We start from the raw sequence: 19,695 nt of genomic DNA, 5'->3' as shown, positions 1-19,695 counted from the left end.
GGAGAGACTAAACTTTATTTTTTTTGTGAATATTTACTCACAAATATTTGAAAAAATAAATCGATAAACAATACCCACATTCGGTGATTTTTTATAAAAAAGTGGATTAAATTGGGTCTTAAAAATATCGTGTTTTTTGGATTTATTTCCATTTAATATAAAGATATTTTTAGTTTTCTCGTTTGTTTAATAATTTAAATTGCTATTAATTGTGATTTTTAAGTTGTAAATTTAAGTAGAAATTAAAAAAGCAATGTCATGAAAAGTATAGTTCCGGTTTCAGAGATTATGACCAGAAACATAATTAAATTGAATCTTTCTGACGAATTGACTAAAGCAGAAGATTTATTTAAAAAGCATAAAATTAGACATATTCCAGTAGTGAGTGATGGTAAAATTATTGGGATGCTAAGTTATACTGATTTGCTGAGAGTCTCTTATGCAGATGTTGTTGAAAAGGAAGCAGATGAAGTAGAGTCAATCGTTTTTAATATGTTTTCAATTCGGCAAGTAATGACCAAAGAAATTGTGATTATTAGCCCAGAGACCACAATAAAAGAAACAGCTGAAATTCTATCCAAAAATGAATTTCACGCACTGCCAGTTTGTGAGAATGGTGTTTTAATGGGGATTGTAACTACAACGGATTTAATTAAATATTTTGTGGAGCAATATGAATAGATGAATAGTTTTAAAGTTATAAAGAGGGAGCTTTTTATTTTATTTCGTTTGTTCTAATTTACTGTTGTAAATTTAATTTTGGTACCATTTTTTTTTATATTTGTTTTTCAATACTTTATAATAGCTGCTAGGGAATATTATTAAATACTACACTTCACATTCATAAACTAATGTATTTTCAAAAATAGCAGGCTATTTCTGTGTTTTTCATCATAAACTAAAAGTTATTAGTATTTCTAGACTAATAATATACTATAACCAACCAATCTGATCATGATAAGAAGTATCTTTTTTGTACTGCTTTTAAGTTTCGTTTTAATACAAAGTTCTTGTAATTCTTCAGCTACGGATAATCGTAAAATAACTATTGGTTTTTCTCAAAGTATAGATCATGATATTTGGAGAAAAACAATGGATCATAGTATGCAAGTAGAAGCCTCGCTTCATCCAGAAGTTAACTTGACTATTTACAATGCCAATCGTAGTGCAAAAAAGCAAATTTATGATATTGAAAGATTTATTGCTGATAAAGTGGATGTTATTATTGTTTCTCCTTTTGAATCAGACTCAATTGTCCCTGTAATAGAGAAAGCCAGAGAAAAAGGCATTCCAGTAATTATGGTGGATAGAAAGGCAAATACTCCAAATTATACCGCATTTTTAGGAGCAGATAATATTGAAGTTGGGCGATTAGCGGGTAAGCATATTGCTTCCATTTCCAACGGACATGCTACTGTGGTTGAAATTGATGCAGATTTAAAAACATCTCCTGGGCTTGAAAGAAGTATAGGATTTCAACAAATTGTTAAGCAATTTCCTGGAATTAAAGTTATTATTACTGACTCTAATGACTTTGGGCATCCTAAATCAACTTTTGGTAAATTATTAGACAGTTTGCCAAATATAGATTATGTCTATTCTTTTAATGATTTGATTGCTTATAATGCATGGAAGATAGCCAAGTTAAAGGGTTTAGAAAATAAAATAAAATTTATTGGGGTCGATGGACTTAATGGACCATTTGGAGGGATTCAGCTTGTTCAGGACGAAATACTGGAATCTACCATTTTATACCCCACAGGAGGGAGCGAAGCTATCAAATTGGCAATGAAAATAGCGAATCAAGAGAGTGTACCCAAAAATAATAAACTCAATACCATATTGATAAATTCTCTTAATGCAGATATTATGAGTAATCAATATGATAAAATATCAAAGCAACAACTTGATATTGAGGAACAACAAAGTGTTATCAAAAAACAAGTAGAGAAATATTCAAATCAAAGTAACCTTTTAAAGCTTTTATTTTTTCTATTTATCTTGGCATTAGGTTTAGCTTTTTTTAGTATTTATTCCCGTATAACAATAAGTCGTAAAAAGATTGAATTAGAAGAGAGAAATAAAAAAATTAAAAGTCAAAGAAATGAAATTAGAAAATACTCGGAAGAAATAAAACAAAGTAATGAAGCACGTTTGAATTTTTTTATGGGTTTGTCTCATGAATTTAAAACGCCTCTGACTCTAATTTTGAGTTCGGTCGAATCTTTGAGTACTGAATTAAAAACTAAGGGGAGTTCAGTAAATAAAGAGATTAATTTGATGTATAATAATTCCAGAAGGCTACTCCGTTTAATTAATCAGCTATTGGATTATAGAAAAGTGGAAGATAAAAAATTTGTACTAAGGGCTTCAAATACTAATTTATTGGATTTTTCAAATAGTATTATTGTCGATTTTACAAGAGAAGCTAAGAAGCGTAATATCGACTTCTCCTTGGTGTCAAATAATCCTGAACTTGAAGTTTATATTGATCGCAATTTAATGGATAAAGTCTATTTTAATTTACTGTCGAATGCATTTAAATTTACACCTGAAAATGGTAAAATCGCAATAAAAATACGAGAAGATAAAGCTAATAATGTAGTAAAAATATCTTTTAAAGATTCGGGAATAGGAATCCCAGAAAACGAATTAAATCAAGTTTTTAATGCCTTTTACCAAGGGTCGAATAATTATAGAAATAGCTCAGGGGTTGGGTTGCATTTGTCAAAAAGTTTTATTGATTTGCATAAGGGAACTATAGAGATTATTTCTAAAAATGGGACTGAATTTATAATAACATTACAATTAGGAAAAGCACATCTTGACGAAAAGAATATTCTAAAGAATCTGGTTTTAGACATCATTAATCAAACGGATTATTTGGATGAGGAGGTAATTCAAAGTTCAGGTACCAAAACTAATGAGGATAAATATTCTGTTTTGTATATTGAAGATAATAAGGATTTATCTGATTTTATTTCAGATAAATTGTCTGTACAGTATAACGTATACACCTCTAATGGATTTGATGCTATTGAGCAATCGTTGGAAATAATACCGGATGTTATTATTTGTGATTTAAACTTACCTGGAAAAAACGGTTTTGAAATATGTCAAATTTTAAAGAAAGATCTTAGAACTTCACATATTCCAGTTTTGATACTGACCGCCTCAGACGATCCAGATTCTTATTTAAGGGCATTAGAGAGTGGTGCTGATGTGTTCTTAACAAAACCTTTTGATTTAAAAGTGTTGTCTCAATCTATAAAAGGGTTGCTTTTTAATAGAGAGAAACTTCGATTTTATTATACAAATAATATTTTAAATATTGAGGATGGTGATTTTGGTGTTTCTGAACAAGATTTTATAAGAAAGTTAAATGATCTTATTGAAAAAAACTTGGATAATTCTGGTTACACTGTTGAAGATCTTGCACGAAGTTTAACTATTTCTAGGGTACAATTGTATCGAAAAGTGAAAGCTATATTAGGAATAAGTGTAAGTGACTATATAAATAATATGCGATTAGATAAATCAAAGGAGCTACTGAAAAAGTCAGAATTAAACATTTCAGAAATTGCCTATGCAGTGGGTTTCTCTTCACCAAATTATTTTTCAACTTCCTTTAAAAATAAATTTGGAGTTACACCTAAAGAATACAAAAGTAAAAAGTAGATTATTATCGATGGAACCATTTTCTTCCTAACAAAAATAGCGTAACATAATTGTACTTTATGTAACATAATGGCAACTACAACGAAGTAGTTGCTTTTTTATTTTGTATATAATGTGTTGATAATTAGAGTTTTTGAGTTGTTTTTTATGATTTTGTAAAGCATTATATGAAATCACACTATTCTTGATATAAAAGCTGATTTTTTAAAAATATCTTGGTAATTGAATTTAAGATCTAAACATAATTATTTTTTTGTTTCAATTTAAATTACAGCTGCGAAAGATCTTGGAAGTTTTTAATTTCTTTTTGATCGTTTCCTTTTTCTCATAGAAATATTTAATCGAAGAGTATTAATGTCTTTTTTATGCACTTAATCATTCTCGTAAACCATCAAAATATGAAAATAGGTTTTAAGTTTTTATGTCTTCCACTTTGTTTTGCATTGATTTATAATTGCAGTAGTGATAATAAACCAGGAGTTGAAATTCCGGTTGCCGAAACAACTGCGCCAGCTTGTCAGACGACTGTTGAATCGGCAAATCAGTATACCACTTTTTATAAACCAACTACTGGTTGGGTAGGAGATCCTATGCCATTTTATGAAAACGGAAAATTCCATATTTTCTATTTGTATGATGCCAGAAACGCCTTGCCTACGTTTCATCCTTGGTATAAAGTAACTACAACTGATTTTTCTTCATTTGCAGACAATAGCGAAATGATTGCCACAGGAACTGCGAATCAGCAGGATGGTGCATTGGGTACAGGATCCGTTTTTAAAAGGAATGGTGTTTATTATGCTTTCTATACAGGGCATAACGGAAATCTTGATCCCAAAGAAAAAATTATGCTTTCAATGTCTACGGATTTAAAAAATTGGACCAAAGATCCTTCTTTTTTATTGCAGGCTTCTTGGGGATATGATCGCAATGAATTTAGAGACCCAATCGTCATAGAAGATAAAAGTACAGGAACTTATAAAATGTTGATTGCAACACGTTCTGAGGTTGGTATAGTTACTAATAGTACTGTGCCATGGCGAGCAGTAATCGCTCAATATAGTTCTGTGAATTTGAGAGATTGGACTTTGGAAAAGCCATTTTATGAGGATACAACTACCTTTATTACTGAATGTCCTGATGTGTTCACGATGGGTGATTATCAGTATTTGATTTACTCAAATATTGATGATCGAATGGTACACTATAAATACCGTTTACTGACAGCTAATACTTGGATTTCTCCTATAAATAATAAGTTAGATGGGATTGCCTTTTATGCTGGAAAAACAGTTACAGATGGTACCAATCGATATATAACAGGATGGTGTCCTACGAAAAATAAAGATATTGATTCTAATAATTTTGATTGGGCTGGATCTCTTGTAACGCATCGAATTGTTCAGCATCCAAATGGAACATTAGGTATTGCGATACCTAATGGTGTAGATAACAAGTTTATTATTAATAGAGCTTTAAATTCGAAAATAAGTTTTGGAGCTACAAAGCAAGGAGATGCCTATACATTGAAGGGTAATGCTTCTGAAAAAGCATTTTCAGTGTTTGACAGAGAAACTGGAGCATTTAAAATTAAAACACATATAAAAGCGACATCATCCACTCAATTTGGTTTTGAATTTGGAGCCTGTGGGACACGAAATGAAGTATTTGCCATTGTATTCGATTTAGCCAAAAATCAATTAAGATTAGATAAGGTTATAAAAAATGCGTCCTCCATAAATGTAACGCAGCTTCCGCTAACTGTGTTGGCAAGTAAAGAGTTTGATGTTACAATCATTTCTGAAAATTCGGTATGTGTGATATACATTAATGACGAAATCGCTTTTACAAACCGTATCTATAAAATGAATCAGAATCCGTGGGCTATTTTTTCGGATAATGGTGAAGTCACTTTTTCAGACTTAAAAATTTTTAAATAAAGGAGTATAGAAAAGGGTGACTTTAGTCTTTTTAATCTTTTTTATAACGCTTGTTTTTAAAGGATCAGTAATTAAAATTAATTCTGTTTATTTTTTACTTTCTTACCTGCGAAATCTTAAAATCAAAACCATCAAAATCTAATTTTGATGGTTTTTTTTATGGCTTTATTTCAATGCAATAATTCTGCTGCTTTCCACGCTGGATGTAACTATTCGGAATCTGGGTTCGAGTGCCTTTTGTATAATAAAACGGAGCAGAAGATATATTGGGATTGTTTTAATACAAGTTGTCTTATTCTTGTTGGAATTCCTGTACTCTGGTATAAAAACGTCACTGAATCTTGAGCTCACATTGCATTTCATCTGTTTGATTTTTCTTGAAAAGCTTTTGAATACTTCAAAATATAGAATAGCTTAATAAATTCATTTTTTTATCGATTATTTTTAAACTTCCTGTAAAAATAAATTTAAAATTTTATTAATCGAATAAAATTCGTCATGCGACTTTTATTATTCCTGAATATCTATTTTTTTTAGAAAAATACGTGTAACATGATTGTAACACGTGTAACATAATCGAACTACAACGAAGTAGTTATTTTAGCGATTTTAATTTTAACTATTTGATAATAAGCACTTTGTTGTTTATTCGTTATTGTGAAACGGTATTAAATGAAATTGTAACATCCTCAAAATAAAGGCAGAATTTATACGGATATCTTAGCAATCTAATTTAATATTTTTTGATAATGAAAAAAATAGTTGTTTGGGCATTGATTGCTTCTTTAGCAGGATTCCTATTTGGTTTTGATACCGTTGTTATTTCTGGAGCTGATAAAAAGCTTCAAGTTCTTTGGAATTCCTCGGATGCATTTCACGGAACAGTTGTTATGGGAATGGCCTTATGGGGAACCGTTCTTGGAGCAATATTTGGTGGGATTCCTACTAATAAGATAGGGAGAAAAAATACTTTATTATGGATAGGTGTTTTATTCTTGTTTTCTGCTATTGGGTCTGCTTTTGCAAATAATCCTTTTGTTTTTTCTGCTTTTCGATTTGTTGGTGGTCTTGGTGTTGGGGCATCAACTATTTCAGCACCAGCATATATATCAGAAATTGCTCCTGCAAAAGATAGAGGTAAGTTGGTTGCTTTTTATCAATTCAATATTGTTTTAGGAATTCTTATGGCTTTTTTATCAAATTATCTTTTAAATGATGTAGGTGAAAATTCATGGAGATGGATGATGGGAGTGCAAGCAATTCCATCTGTCATTTATGTTTTGTTAATTATTTCGATTCCTAAAAGTCCAAGATGGTTATTATCGAAATCTAAGAATGAGGAGGCAAGAAAAGTTTTACAGTTAATGGGGCAAGAAGCGGATTATGAAAAAATAAAAGAAGAGATAGATAAAGATAATAAAGATGCTTCTAAAGTTAATGATACTATCTTTTTAAAGAAATACAGAACCCCGTTGGTATTGGCTTTTTTAATGGCTTTTTTCAATCAATTATCGGGGATTAATGCTTTTTTATATTATTCGAGCAGAATATTTCAAGAAGCGGGTCTTGGAGAAAGCACTGCTTTGTTAAGTAGTATTGGAATAGGTGTAGTGAATTTAATTTTCACACTGCTTGGAGTTTTCTTAATCGACAAATTAGGTCGTAAAATATTAATGTACATTGGTTCTGTAGGCTACATTATATCACTTTCACTAGTTGCAATGGCTTTCTTTTTTCACTGGGAAGGAATGGCTGTTCCCATTTTCTTATTTCTATTTATTGCTGCTCATGCTATAGGGCAAGGGGCCGTAATCTGGGTTTTTATTTCAGAAATTTTTCCAAATCATTTAAGGGCATCAGGACAATCCTTTGGGAGTACTACACACTGGGTTTTAGCAGCTATCATTCCATCATTAATTCCATATCTATTTTCTACAGTAGGACCTGGAGCAGTATTTCTATTTTTTGCAGTGATGATGGTTTTTCAACTCTTGTTTGTTGCTTTTATGATGCCGGAAACAAAAGGAATTTCTTTGGAAGAATTGAGTAAAAAATTAATTAAATAATAGTTATGAAGACAATAATAAAAAAAGAATTTTTGAAACTCTTATGTATGATTTTAGGTACAGTAGTCTTAGTAGGATGTAAGCAATCTTTACTTAATGAAAAGAAGGACTATTCAGAGGCAGAATTATACAGGCCAAATTTCCATTTTACTCCCAAAAAAGGGTGGATGAATGACCCAAATGGGATGTTTTATTATAATGGATATTACCACCTTTTTTATCAATATTATCCTGATTCAAATGTATGGGGACCGATGCATTGGGGACATGCAATAAGTACTGATCTTATCTCATGGACTGAAAAACCTATTGCACTTTATCCAGATGAAAAAGGGTATATTTTTTCAGGAAGCGCCGTAGTTGATGTCAAAAATACATCAGGATTTGGGAGCTTAAAAAACCCTCCTATGGTCGCTATGTTTACTTATCATGATGCAATTAAAGAAAAATCTGGAGAGATTAATTTTCAGTCACAAGGTATTGCGTATTCCTTAAATGAAGGGTTGACCTGGACGAAATATGAGGCTAATCCAATCATTAAAAACCCAAATATCAAAGACTTTAGAGACCCTAAAATGACTTGGGATGCAATTCATCAACAGTGGATTATGATTCTTGCAGGAGGAGATAAAACAATGCTTTACGGTTCTAAAAACTTGAAAGACTGGTCACTGCTTTCCAATTTTGGAAAAGAGATTGGTGCTCACGGAGGGGTATGGGAATGTCCAGATTTCTTTCCCATGCTGATTGATGGAACTGATGATTACAAATGGGTTATGTTGTCAAGTATTAATCCTGGAGGTCCTAATGGTGGTTCAGCTACACAATATTTTGTAGGTGATTTTGATGGAAAAACATTCACTATAGATACATCTTTTGCAAAAGATGTTAAAGAACAAAAAGGCCTTTGGATTGACTACGGAAGAGACAATTATGCGGGTGTTACTTGGTCAAATATTTCTGAGGTAGATGGCCGTAAAATATTTATTGGATGGATGTCAAATTGGGATTATGCTCAAAAAGTACCTACGGAAACATGGAGAAGTAGCATGACAATTCCGAGAGAATTGGTACTTATAAAAGAGGATGGGCACTTTATTGTTTCGTCTAAACCTGTAAAAGAATTACAAAATTACATCGCTAAAACGATTAAAAAAGAATCTCTTAAAATAGATAAAGAAACGGTTTTAATCGATAAAGGTTTAGTCAATTTATCTAAACTAGATATTCGATTTTCATTAAAGAATCTTAAAAAGGATGTTTACAGCTTTTCGTTGTCTAATGATGCTAACAATTCAATTCAATTTGGAATCAATAAAAAGGAAAATTACTTTTTTATAGATAGATCAAAATCCAGTAAAATTACTTTTTCTGATGTTTTCGCAAACAAGATTTCAAAAGCTCCTTTTACTGGTGATTTTGATAAAATGGATATAAGAATAATCGTCGATAAAACCTCAATTGAAATTTTTTATAATAATGGAAAGACAGTAATGACAGAAATATTTTTTCCTGATAAACCAATGGAATTTTTCTCAGCTTCTAAAGCTAATACGGAGTATACCATTGAAAACGTAATTATTAATCAACTAAATTTTAACTAAACCAACTTAATTATGAAACACAAAATTATTCTTTACCTAATCCTAATGGGATCCTTTTTTTCTTTATCGGCCCAAAATATTGGAATCAAAGGAGTGGTAACTTCTTCGGAAGATGGGATGTCTCTACCTGGTGCATCAGTACTGGTTTCTGGAACAAAAATAGGAACCTCTACAGATCTTGACGGCCAGTTTTCGATTAACAATGTAGACAAAAATGCAACTTTGGTATTTAGCTATACTGGTTATGCAACACAAACTATTAAGCTTAATGGACAAACTTCTTTAAAAATTTCAATGAAAGCAGAATCCTTGAAATTAGATGATGTTGTTGTAACTGGGTATTCTAGAGAGAAAAAAGCCGATTTAACAGGTGCAGTTACAGTAGTAGAATTGAAACCTATTACTGGGCAAACCATGAGTTCTGGAAATGCTATGCAGGCTTTGCAAGGAAGGGTAGCTGGTTTGAATATAGAGAAATCAGGAGATCCAAGCGGAGCAAATAGTAGAATATTAATTAGAGGGGTAAGTACACTTGGTAATACAGATCCATTGTATGTTATCGATGGTGTTCCTACAACAAGACCTGAGGTTTTTGCTAGTTTGAGCCCAAGTGCTATTGCATCTATTCAAGTCTTAAAAGATGCATCGGCTTCCTCTATTTATGGATCGAGAGCTGCGAATGGGGTAATCATTGTTACAACTAAAAATGCTGCAAAAGGTGGCGTGACTAAAGTATCATATAGTACAAATGTTTCTGTTCTTTCTGAGAAAAAACAACGATACAAAATGCTTAATGCTTTGGATAGAGGAAAAGTATTATGGCAAGCATCTGTTAATGATGGAGCAAGTCCGTCAGGTGGATATGGTGAAATCTATAATTTTGATTGGAATAATGATTTTAATAATCCAATATTGAATAGTGTAAGTGTAAAGCCTTATGTAGGTGGCGATACTAATGTTCCTGTTGGTGATACAGATTGGCAAGATACTGTATACAAAACAGGATTGCTTATTAATAATGATTTATCTGTATCTGGAGGATCTGAAAAAGCAAATGCAGTATTAAACATGGGGTATTTAGATAATTCAGGTATGCTAAAATATACTAATTATGAGCGATATTCTGCAAGACTTAATGCCAATTTCAAGTTATTCAATGACAAAGTGAGATTTGGTGTTAATTCTCAATTTACACAGTCAAATGAAAGAGCTGCTGCAAATGATGTTGGAAACGCTCCAACACCAGGTTTAGCAATAACTCTTGCACCAACTATTCCAGTTTATACTGCGTCTGGTGATTATGCTGGCCCATTGGGGTCTGGTTATTCAGATAGAAATAACCCATTATTAATGCAATATCTGAACAGATGGGATAATAGCAAAAAAATTGCTTTATATGGTAATGTTTTTACAGAAATTGATATTTTAAAAGGGCTAACCTTCAGAAATAGTATTGGAATGGATTTTAATGATTTCAGTAGAAAAGACATTGAGCCAATAGTTAGAAATGGATTTGTTAATAGAGGTAATAATAGTTTAACCTTTGATACCAATAAATATTCTAGTTTAACGATTTCAAATACTTTAAATTATAATCTTACTGTTTCTGAGCATAAATTCGGAATCCTGATAGGAACTGAATCGACTAAAACAGATTTGAATACGTTGTATGCCCGTGCAGAGGGATTTGCAGTTGAATCAGAATCTTATTTTACACTATCTGCGGCTACAGGAGCGAGAACAAACAATGGAATTTCAACCGGTAGCAGACTACTTTCTCAGTTTGGAAAATTTAATTATTCCTTTTCTGACCGATATTTAGCTTCATTCACTATTCGTAGAGATGGTTCATCAAGATTTGGTCAAGACAATAGATATGGTATTTTTCCAGCTGTTACTGCAGGTTGGAGGATAAATAATGAAGAATTTCTTAAAAATGTGAAAGCAGTTTCAAACTTGAAGCTACGTGCTGGTTACGGAGAAGTTGGTAATCAATCCATTGGTGATAATGCTCGTTTTGGACTATATGAAGCTAGATACGGACCGAATCAAAATGTATATTATCCAGATTTTTTCAATATTTATTATAATGTAGGAACTGCTTATGATTTAAATGGAACCAATACTGGAAATTTGCCTTCAGGCTTTGTATCTATACAAGCTGCGAATTCAGGATTAAAATGGGAAACTACCAAAGAGGTTAACGTAGGTTTGGATTTTGGTTTTTTTGAAAACAAATTATCAGGTTCTTTTGATTATTTCTCAAGAAAAACAGAAGGAATCTTGATTAGACCACCAGTTGCATCTGCTGTTGGAGAAGGGCAACAACGTTTTGTAAATGGTGCTTCGACAGCAAATAAAGGTTGGGAACTTACAGTAGGATATGCTGATAAATTAGAAAATGGATTATATTTTAATGTTACCACAAATTTTGGTGCAACCAAGAATAAAATCACGGATTTGCCTGAAGAGGTAAGAGCAGCTTATCCAGGAACTGCAGCTAATTCGATAATTGGACATTCACAATTCGAAGTTTTTGGATATAAAACAGAGGGCTTATTCCAAAATCAAGCTGAAATTGATGCGCATGCTACTCAAGTAGGTTCTCGATTAGGGGGTATTAAATTTGTTGATATCAATGGGGATAATGTGATAAATTCAGATGACAGAACTTTTATTGGTTCAACACTTCCAAGATTAGAATATGGTATTAATATTAGTTTAGCGTATAAAAATGTTGATTTTTCTATTTTTGGTTCTGGTGTAGCTGGAAGAGTTGGAGTTGATCCATATATCTATTGGAATAATTTTGTTCAAGGGAGAGACAATGCTGCCCCTGGAACATTGAATGCTTGGACGCCAACAAATACAAATACTGAGGTGCCTTCTCTTTCATTAGCACACAATGACTCACAAATGTCAGATTATATCTTAAGAAATAATTCTTATTTCAAACTAAGAAACATGCAAATTGGATATTCATTTTCAGATAAGCTAGTTGAAAAATCGGGATTCATTACTAGTTGCAGAGTATATGCACAAGGAGAAAATTTATTTTGGTTTACGCCAAAAGGATATATTGGTTCCGATCCAGAACGAACAGATGTTAATAGAATACCAGTACCAACTACATTCTCATTAGGTGTAAACTTTAATTTTTAATTAATTATCATGAAGAAATATAATAATATAGTTATCAGTTGCTTGTCAATTTTGTTTTTGGCATCATGTAGCTCCGATTTTTTAGATTATGAACCAACAGGAGTGCTATCTTCTGTGAATGTGGCAACTGCTGCAAATGCGGACGCTCTTGTTACCGCAGCTTATGCAGCAATTGGGAATGATGAAATGGTTGGGCCAATAACAAACCAATGGGTTTATGGAAGTGTACGATCTGATGATGCCTACAAAGGTGGAGGTGGTCGTGGTGATGTTGATGTGATAGATACATACGAACAATACAATACAACAATCGCTGATTATGGTGACTGGATGTTGCCTAGAACTTGGACAAATCATTATAAAGCAATCTCTAGAGCAAACTTTGCTTTGTCTGTAATCAATGAAATTCCTGATGCAGATTATCCGTTAAAGAAAGTAAGACAAGCAGAATTGCGTTTTTTAAGAGCACATTCTCATTTTATGCTAAAGTTATTGTTTAATAAAGTTCCGTATATCACAGAAGAACTTTCTCAGGAAGATATATTAAAAACGTCAAATGATTTAACAAGCGATGCTTTGTGGGATAAAATTGCTGAAGATTTCAAATTTGCATTCGATAATTTACCACAAAGTCAAGATCAAGTAGGTAGAGCTGATAAAAATGCCGCTGCCGCTTATCTTGCAAAATTAAGTCTATATCAAGCCTATAAGCAAAATGATGCGCATCAAGTTACAAGTATAGATGCAGCAAAATTACAAGAAGTAATAGATTATGCGGATAAAGTTACTGGTGCTTTAGAGCCAGATTATGGAAATAATTTTTTGGATGGTCATGACAATGGTTCTGAATCGATTTGGGCTGTTCAGTTTTCTATTAATGATGGAACAAATACTGGAAGAGTAAGTTTTGTTACAGGCTTAAATTCTCCTCATGGAACACCTCTTTACGGCTGTTGTGGTTTTCATATGGCTAGCCAAAATATGGTGAATGCTTTTAAAACAGATGCAAATGGCTTACCATTATTAGATACTTTCAATAATTCAGATGTTTTTAATACAATTACGAATGGTAGTGCTCCTCTTGCTGCTGGTGTTACACTTGATCCAAGAATTGACCATACAGTAGGAGTTCCAGGAAGACCATTTAAATATAAAAACACTTTAAAAACTTCTGGAGATATGGTTTATAATTTTAGTTGGGCTAGAGATCCAGGTGTTTATGGGTATTTTGGAAATATGAAAGAACAACAATCTCCAGATTGTTCTTGTTATGTGAAAAACGGACCATTTATAGGTACTTCTAAAAATGTTGATTTTATTAGATATGCAGATGTTTTATTGTTCAAAGCGGAGGCATTAATTCAATTAAATAGATATACAGAAGCGTTGCCTTTAATCAATCAAATTAGAGCTAGAGCAGGTGCGAGTGAGTCTATGCCATTAGCAGCAGGAGCTTCAAATGTTTATAAAGTGCAGCAGTATTCTTCTTTTCCTTCGAAAGACTATGCTATGAAGGCACTTATGTTTGAAAGACGTTTGGAATTTGGTATGGAAGGTCCACGATTTTTTGATTTAGTAAGATGGGGTATAGCTGAGCCTGTTTTAAATGCGTACCTTAATGTAGAGAAAACGAAAAGAGATTTTCTTACTAATGCTAAGTTTACAGCAGGTAGAGATGAGTATTATCCAATACCTCAAAGAGAGATAGATTTTACAGCAGGGTTGTACAAACAAAACCCTGGTTATTAAGGAGTAAATTTGTTTGGTGGTTTTTTAATTCTGTTAAAGGCAAGATTTATTCTTGCCTTTAACTTTTAACTGTTTTATTGAATAAGTTATTTTTGTGCTTGTTCTTAATTTTTAATTAGTTTTTATTATGAATGCAAAATACACTTTAAGTGCAGTATGTTTTGGGGAAGTCCTATGGGATATTTTTCCAACACATAAAAAAATTGGAGGAGCTCCTTTAAATGTGGCTTTACGGATGAACTCTTTAGGGGTTGAAACGACTATGATAAGCCGAGTAGGTGAGGATGAAAATGGGGAAGATATTTTATCTTTTTTAAACAAGCAAGAGGTTACTACTGATTTGATTCAAGTCACTAAGGAATATAAAACGGGTGCCGTTCATGTAATGATAAATGAAAAGGGAAATGCTTCTTATGATATATTATATCCTTCTGCTTGGGATAAAATTGTAGAAACAGAAGTAATGGATAAAGTGATTTCTGAAGCAGATGTATTTGTCTTTGGGAGTTTAGCTTCTAGAGATGAAGTTTCTCGTGAAACTTTGAATTCCCTATTGGACAAGGCAAAGTATAAGGTTTTTGATGCAAATTTAAGATCGCCTTACTATACAGCAGAGGTGTTAAATGAGCTGATGCAAAAAGCTGATTTTATTAAGTTGAATGATGAAGAGTTACGTGAAATAAGTAGAGAGTTGGGTTCTCCATATAACTCATTTGAACAAAACATAAAATTCATTGCTGAGAAAACAAATTCAAAACAAGTTTGTGTAACTAAGGGGGAATTTGGAGCGGTTTTATATTATAATGATAAATTTTATTATAATAGCGGTTATTTTGTAAAAGTAGTAGATACCGTTGGTGCGGGGGATTCTTTTTTAGCGTCTCTTCTTATACGATTACTTAGAGGGAAATCGCCACAAAAAGCATTAAATTATGCCTGCGCAGTGGGAGCATTAGTGGCAGGACAAGAGGGCGCTAATCCTAAGATTAGTGAAAAGGATATTAAAAAATTCATGATGATTTAATACAATACTACTCATGAAAGTTAAATAAAAAAGTCCCAATTAAGGGACTTTTTTGATTTTATAGAGTGGTCAATTTCTTTAAATCGGCAATAGTTGCTGTTGGGTTTTCTGCTTTAAAAACATAGCTTCCTGCAACAAGAACATCAGCTCCTGCTTCGACTAGTTGTTTAGCATTTTTATTGGTAACTCCACCGTCAATTTCAATAATGGTGTTGGCTCCTTTTCTCGTGATTAATTCTTTTAATTTTTTAACTTTAGTGTAGGTGTTTTCTATAAAAGATTGTCCGCCAAAACCTGGGTTTACACTCATGATGCAAACTAAATCAATATCATTGATTACGTCTTCCAATAAATCAACGTTAGTATGAGGATTTATGGCAACACCAGCTTTCATTCCTTCTGCTTTGATTGCCTGAAGCGTTCTGTGCAGGTGAGTACAAGCCTCGTAATGTACACTAAGGATATTTGCTCCTAAGTCTGCAAAGGTTTTAATGTAGCGATCAGGATCAACAATCATCAAGTGTACGTCGATTGTTTTCTTAGCATGTTTGTTGATTGCTTCTAAAACGGGCATTCCGTAAGAGATGTTGGGTACAAAAACTCCATCCATAATATCAATATGAAACCAATCTGCTTCACTGTTGTTAATCATTTCAATGTCACGTTGCAGGTTAGCAAAGTCGGCCGCTAATACTGATGGAGCAATAAGTGTATTTTTCATTGTTTTGTTGTTTAATCTGAATTTATTTCAGATTCTTAAGTTGTTGTTTGTGCAAAATTAGTTTATTTAAAACAAACGGGAAAGTTTTTTTATAAAAGGTACAACTCGCGAGTTACCCATGTTTTGCGTAAGGGATTGAAGTGGAAATCCTTTTTATTTTTTTTTAATAAAAAGATTGAAACATAAAGCCCGACCCGAAGTTTTTACGAAGGGTTACGCCAGAAAAGAGAAAAAAGAGGAAAGAAAAAAGAGGAACGAGGATCTGGAATTAAGATAGAAGAGAATCTGAAATGAATTCAGATTAAAAAAATAAAACTCCGGTAATCAGCCGGAGTTTCAATCATCAATCAAAAAACGAACAGTCAATCAAACTGTTGTTCATTTTGAATTAAAAAATTTAAGTTTTAAAGATTTTAATTGGGGAATATTGTGAATTAACCTAAGTAGGTTTTTAATATTTTACTTCTTGAAGTGTGTTTCAATCTTCGGATTGCTTTTTCCTTGATTTGACGAACACGCTCACGAGTTAGGTCAAAAGTTTCACCTATTTCCTCAAGAGTCATTGGGTGTTGATCACCAAGACCAAAGTACAAACGAACCACATCAGCCTCTCTAGGAGTCAATGTTTCTAATGAACGCTCGATTTCGGTACGCAATGATTCGTGGATTAATTCTCTGTCTGGATTAGGAGATTCACCAGAACGTAAAACGTCATAAAGGTTAGAATCTTCTCCTTCTACAAGCGGCGCATCCATTGATAAGTGACGTCCAGAGTTTTTCATTGACTCTTTTACGTCATTTACGGTCATGTCCAATTCTTTTGCAATTTCCTCAGCAGATGGTGGACGCTCGTTAGATTGCTCTAATAAAGCGTACATTTTGTTGATTTTATTGATAGAACCAATTTTATTTAATGGTAAACGAACGATACGGGATTGTTCAGCCAATGCTTGAAGTATCGATTGACGAATCCACCATACGGCATACGAAATGAATTTGAAACCACGTGTTTCATCAAAACGTTGTGCTGCTTTTATAAGACCAAGATTTCCTTCGTTAATTAAATCGGGAAGCGTTAATCCTTGGTTTTGATATTGTTTTGCTACCGAAACTACGAAACGTAAGTTGGCTTTTGTTAATTTCTCTAGTGCTTTTTGATCACCAGCTTTAATCTTTTGAGCTAATTCTACTTCTTCGTCAGCGGTAATAAGATCAACTTTTCCAATTTCTTGTAAATATTTGTCTAATGATGCAGTTTCACGATTCGTTACCTGCTTGGTAATTTTTAGTTGTCTCATGTTTTTGTCTCCTCAAGTTTTAAGTGTACAAGTGATTATACGTACGAAGTTGTGAAAAAGTTACAAAAGGGATGAAATAAATATTTATTTTATTTTTTAGACCATTTAATTTGGGCATTCCCTGCGGTCGGGCTGTCCGCACTCGCTTTTTTATTCCATTTCATTGCATAAAAAGAGCTCAAACAAACGCTGCCATCCCTAATGCAAAACAAAAATCCCGTTTCAAATTCATGAAACGGGATTTCCTATAAATAAACCTTTAGTAAACTAAGATCTGATTACTCTTTTCTTTCCTCACGTGGAGGTCTTGGTAAAAGTGCTTTTCTTGACACTTTTTCTTTTCTAGTTTTTGGATCCATACCTAAGTATTTCACTTCAAAAACATCACCCATGTTCACTACATCAGAAACATTTTCTGTGCGTTCCCAAGCCAACTCAGATACATGTAATAAAACTTCGTTTCCTGGAGCTGATGTATACTCTACAACTGCACCAAAATCTAGCATTTTGATTACTTTTACCTCGTAAGACTCATTCATTTGAGGCTTGAAAGTGATTGATTTAATTTTAGCCAATACTGCTTCAATTCCAGCAGGATCAGTTCCTAAAATTTCAATAACTCCTTCTTCAGTAGTTGGATCTTCATTGATAACAATTGTAGTTCCTGTAGTTTTTTGTAATTCTTGAATCACTTTTCCACCAGGTCCGATCAATGCTCCAATGAAAGCATTAGGGATTCTTCTTGTAATGATTTTTGGAGCATATGCTTTAACATCTGCTTTTGGCTCAGCTAAAGTTTCGATTAATTTACCAAGAATATGTAAACGTCCATCACGAGCTTGAGCTAGTGCTGCTTCCATAATCTCGTATTTCAATCCGTCAATCTTGATGTCCATTTGACAAGCAGTAATACCTACAGAAGTTCCTGTTACTTTAAAGTCCATATCTCCTAAGTGATCTTCATCACCAAGAATATCAGACAATACAGCATAACGATCTCCGTCAGTAATCAATCCCATTGCAATTCCAGAAACGGGACGAATCATTTGAATACCAGCATCCATTAATGATAATGTTCCAGCACAAACAGTTGCCATAGAAGAAGAACCATTCGATTCTAATACTTCAGATACAACACGGATTGTATAAGGACAATCAGCAGGAATCATGTTTTTTAATGCTCTTTGAGCCAAGTTTCCGTGACCTACTTCTCTTCTTGAAGTTCCTCTTAAAGGACGAGCTTCACCAGTTGAGAAAGGAGGGAAGTTATAATGTAGGTAGAATTTCTCTTCACCTTGTTCTGATGGAGAATCAATTTGGTTTGCTTCTCTAGATGTTCCTAAAGTTGCTGTTGCCAAAGCTTGCGTTTCTCCACGAGTAAACAATGCAGATCCGTGTACAGATGGTAAGTAATCTACTTCACACCAGATTGGTCTGATTTCTGTAGTTTTTCTTCCGTCTAAACGGGTTCCTAAATCTAAAGTTACGTTACGAACTGCTTCTTTGTTTGTTTTCTTGAAGTATTTAGAAACTAAATCTCCATCAGCCGCCAATTCTTCTTCAGTAAATAATGCTTTAACTTCTTCTTTTACTTCGTCAAATGCAGCTGTACGTTCTTGTTTAGAAGAACCTTTGCTTGCAATAGCGTAAATTTTATCGTAAGATGCCGCTTTTACTTTAGCGTAAATTGCTTCATCTTCTCTTTCTCCTTCATACGTTCTAGTCTCTTTTTTTCCAAAAGCAGCTTGTAAACGCAATTGAGCAGAGATTTGATTTTTAATATGTTCGTGAGCAAATTTAATTGCTTCAAGCATTTCTGCTTCTGAAATTTCTTTCATTTCACCTTCTACCATTGCGATAGAATCCATAGAAGCTCCAATCATCATATCAATATCTGATAATGCTAATTGTGCGCGAGATGGGTTGATGATGAATTTTCCGTCGATACGACCAACTCTAGCTTCAGAGATTAATGTTTCAAAAGGAATGTCAGATAAAGCTAATGCTGCTGATGCTGCTAAACCTGCTAGTGCATCTGGCATAATGTCTTCATCGTAAGACATTAATTGAATCATTACTTGCACTTCTGCATGATAGTCATCTGGGAAAAGTGGACGTAAAACACGGTCTACTAAGCGCATGGTTAATACTTCGCTATCACTTGGTCTTGCTTCTCTTTTGAAGAAACCTCCAGGGAAACGTCCTGCTGCAGCAAATTTTTCACGATAATCTACCGTAAGTGGTAAAAAGTCGATACCTGGACTTGCTTTTCTTGAAGATACTACTGTTCCTAAAATAACAGTTTTACCTATTCTTACTACTACAGATCCGTCAGCTTGTTTAGCTAAACGACCTGTCTCGATTGTGATGTTTCTGCCATCACCTAAATCGATACTTTCTACAAATAATTGTGGAATCATAAATTTAATTTATTAGTTAAACATGGGTTCTAG

At 33.1% G+C, this 19,695-nt stretch carries 11 protein-coding genes; 8 read left to right on the top strand and 3 right to left on the bottom strand.

The window, feature by feature from the left end; all coding sequences use genetic code 11:
* The first annotated feature begins 258 nt into the window (after positions 1-258).
* From AB3G33_RS00835 to AB3G33_RS00800, 8 genes are all read left to right on the top strand, one after another.
* Positions 259-681 carry a CBS domain-containing protein gene (locus AB3G33_RS00835; RefSeq protein WP_367771926.1) on the top strand — a complete coding sequence of 141 codons (423 nt, stop codon included), beginning with the start codon at positions 259-261 and terminating at the stop codon, positions 679-681.
* Between the two features lie 273 nt (positions 682-954).
* The gene (locus tag AB3G33_RS00830) at positions 955-3,678 is read left to right on the top strand and encodes a substrate-binding domain-containing protein (RefSeq protein ID WP_367771924.1); all 2,724 of its coding nucleotides are present in this window, start codon (positions 955-957) and stop codon (positions 3,676-3,678) included.
* Positions 3,679-4,076: 398 nt separating this feature from the next.
* Positions 4,077-5,618 carry a glycoside hydrolase domain-containing protein gene (locus AB3G33_RS00825; protein WP_367771922.1) on the top strand — a complete coding sequence of 514 codons (1,542 nt, stop codon included), beginning with the start codon at positions 4,077-4,079 and terminating at the stop codon, positions 5,616-5,618.
* Positions 5,619-6,367: 749 nt separating this feature from the next.
* Positions 6,368-7,684: a sugar porter family MFS transporter gene (locus AB3G33_RS00820; protein WP_367771920.1), complete on the top strand. Its 1,317-nt coding sequence runs from the start codon at positions 6,368-6,370 to the stop codon at positions 7,682-7,684.
* 5 nt (positions 7,685-7,689) lie between these two features.
* Positions 7,690-9,288 carry a glycoside hydrolase family 32 protein gene (locus AB3G33_RS00815; RefSeq protein WP_367771918.1) on the top strand — a complete coding sequence of 533 codons (1,599 nt, stop codon included), beginning with the start codon at positions 7,690-7,692 and terminating at the stop codon, positions 9,286-9,288.
* A 12-nt stretch (positions 9,289-9,300) separates the two neighbouring features.
* Positions 9,301-12,450, top strand: coding sequence for a SusC/RagA family TonB-linked outer membrane protein (locus AB3G33_RS00810; RefSeq protein ID WP_367771916.1), 3,150 nt, complete (start codon positions 9,301-9,303; stop codon positions 12,448-12,450).
* A gap of 9 nt (positions 12,451-12,459) precedes the next feature.
* On the top strand, positions 12,460-14,199 hold the full coding sequence (locus AB3G33_RS00805) for a RagB/SusD family nutrient uptake outer membrane protein (protein WP_367771914.1): 1,740 nt from the start codon (positions 12,460-12,462) through the stop codon (positions 14,197-14,199).
* 127 nt (positions 14,200-14,326) lie between these two features.
* Positions 14,327-15,223 (top strand): carbohydrate kinase family protein, encoded by an 897-nt coding sequence (locus AB3G33_RS00800; RefSeq protein WP_367771913.1) that lies wholly within the window; start codon positions 14,327-14,329, stop codon positions 15,221-15,223.
* Between the two features lie 58 nt (positions 15,224-15,281).
* Here AB3G33_RS00800 and rpe read toward each other — a convergent pair whose 3' ends face one another.
* The 3 genes from rpe to AB3G33_RS00785 form a co-directional block, all read right to left on the bottom strand.
* Positions 15,282-15,944, bottom strand: coding sequence for a ribulose-phosphate 3-epimerase (gene rpe, locus AB3G33_RS00795; RefSeq protein WP_367771911.1), 663 nt, complete (start codon positions 15,942-15,944; stop codon positions 15,282-15,284).
* A gap of 434 nt (positions 15,945-16,378) precedes the next feature.
* On the bottom strand, positions 16,379-17,242 hold the full coding sequence (locus AB3G33_RS00790; protein ID WP_007137700.1) for an RNA polymerase sigma factor RpoD/SigA: 864 nt from the start codon (positions 17,240-17,242) through the stop codon (positions 16,379-16,381).
* 278 nt (positions 17,243-17,520) lie between these two features.
* Positions 17,521-19,662, bottom strand: coding sequence for a polyribonucleotide nucleotidyltransferase (locus AB3G33_RS00785; protein WP_367771910.1), 2,142 nt, complete (start codon positions 19,660-19,662; stop codon positions 17,521-17,523).
* Positions 19,663-19,695: the final 33 nt, after the last annotated feature.

Source organism: Flavobacterium sp. WC2421 (assembly GCF_040822115.1).
Lineage (GTDB): Bacteria > Bacteroidota > Bacteroidia > Flavobacteriales > Flavobacteriaceae > Flavobacterium.
This window is presented reverse-complemented; position numbering and strand designations above follow the sequence as displayed.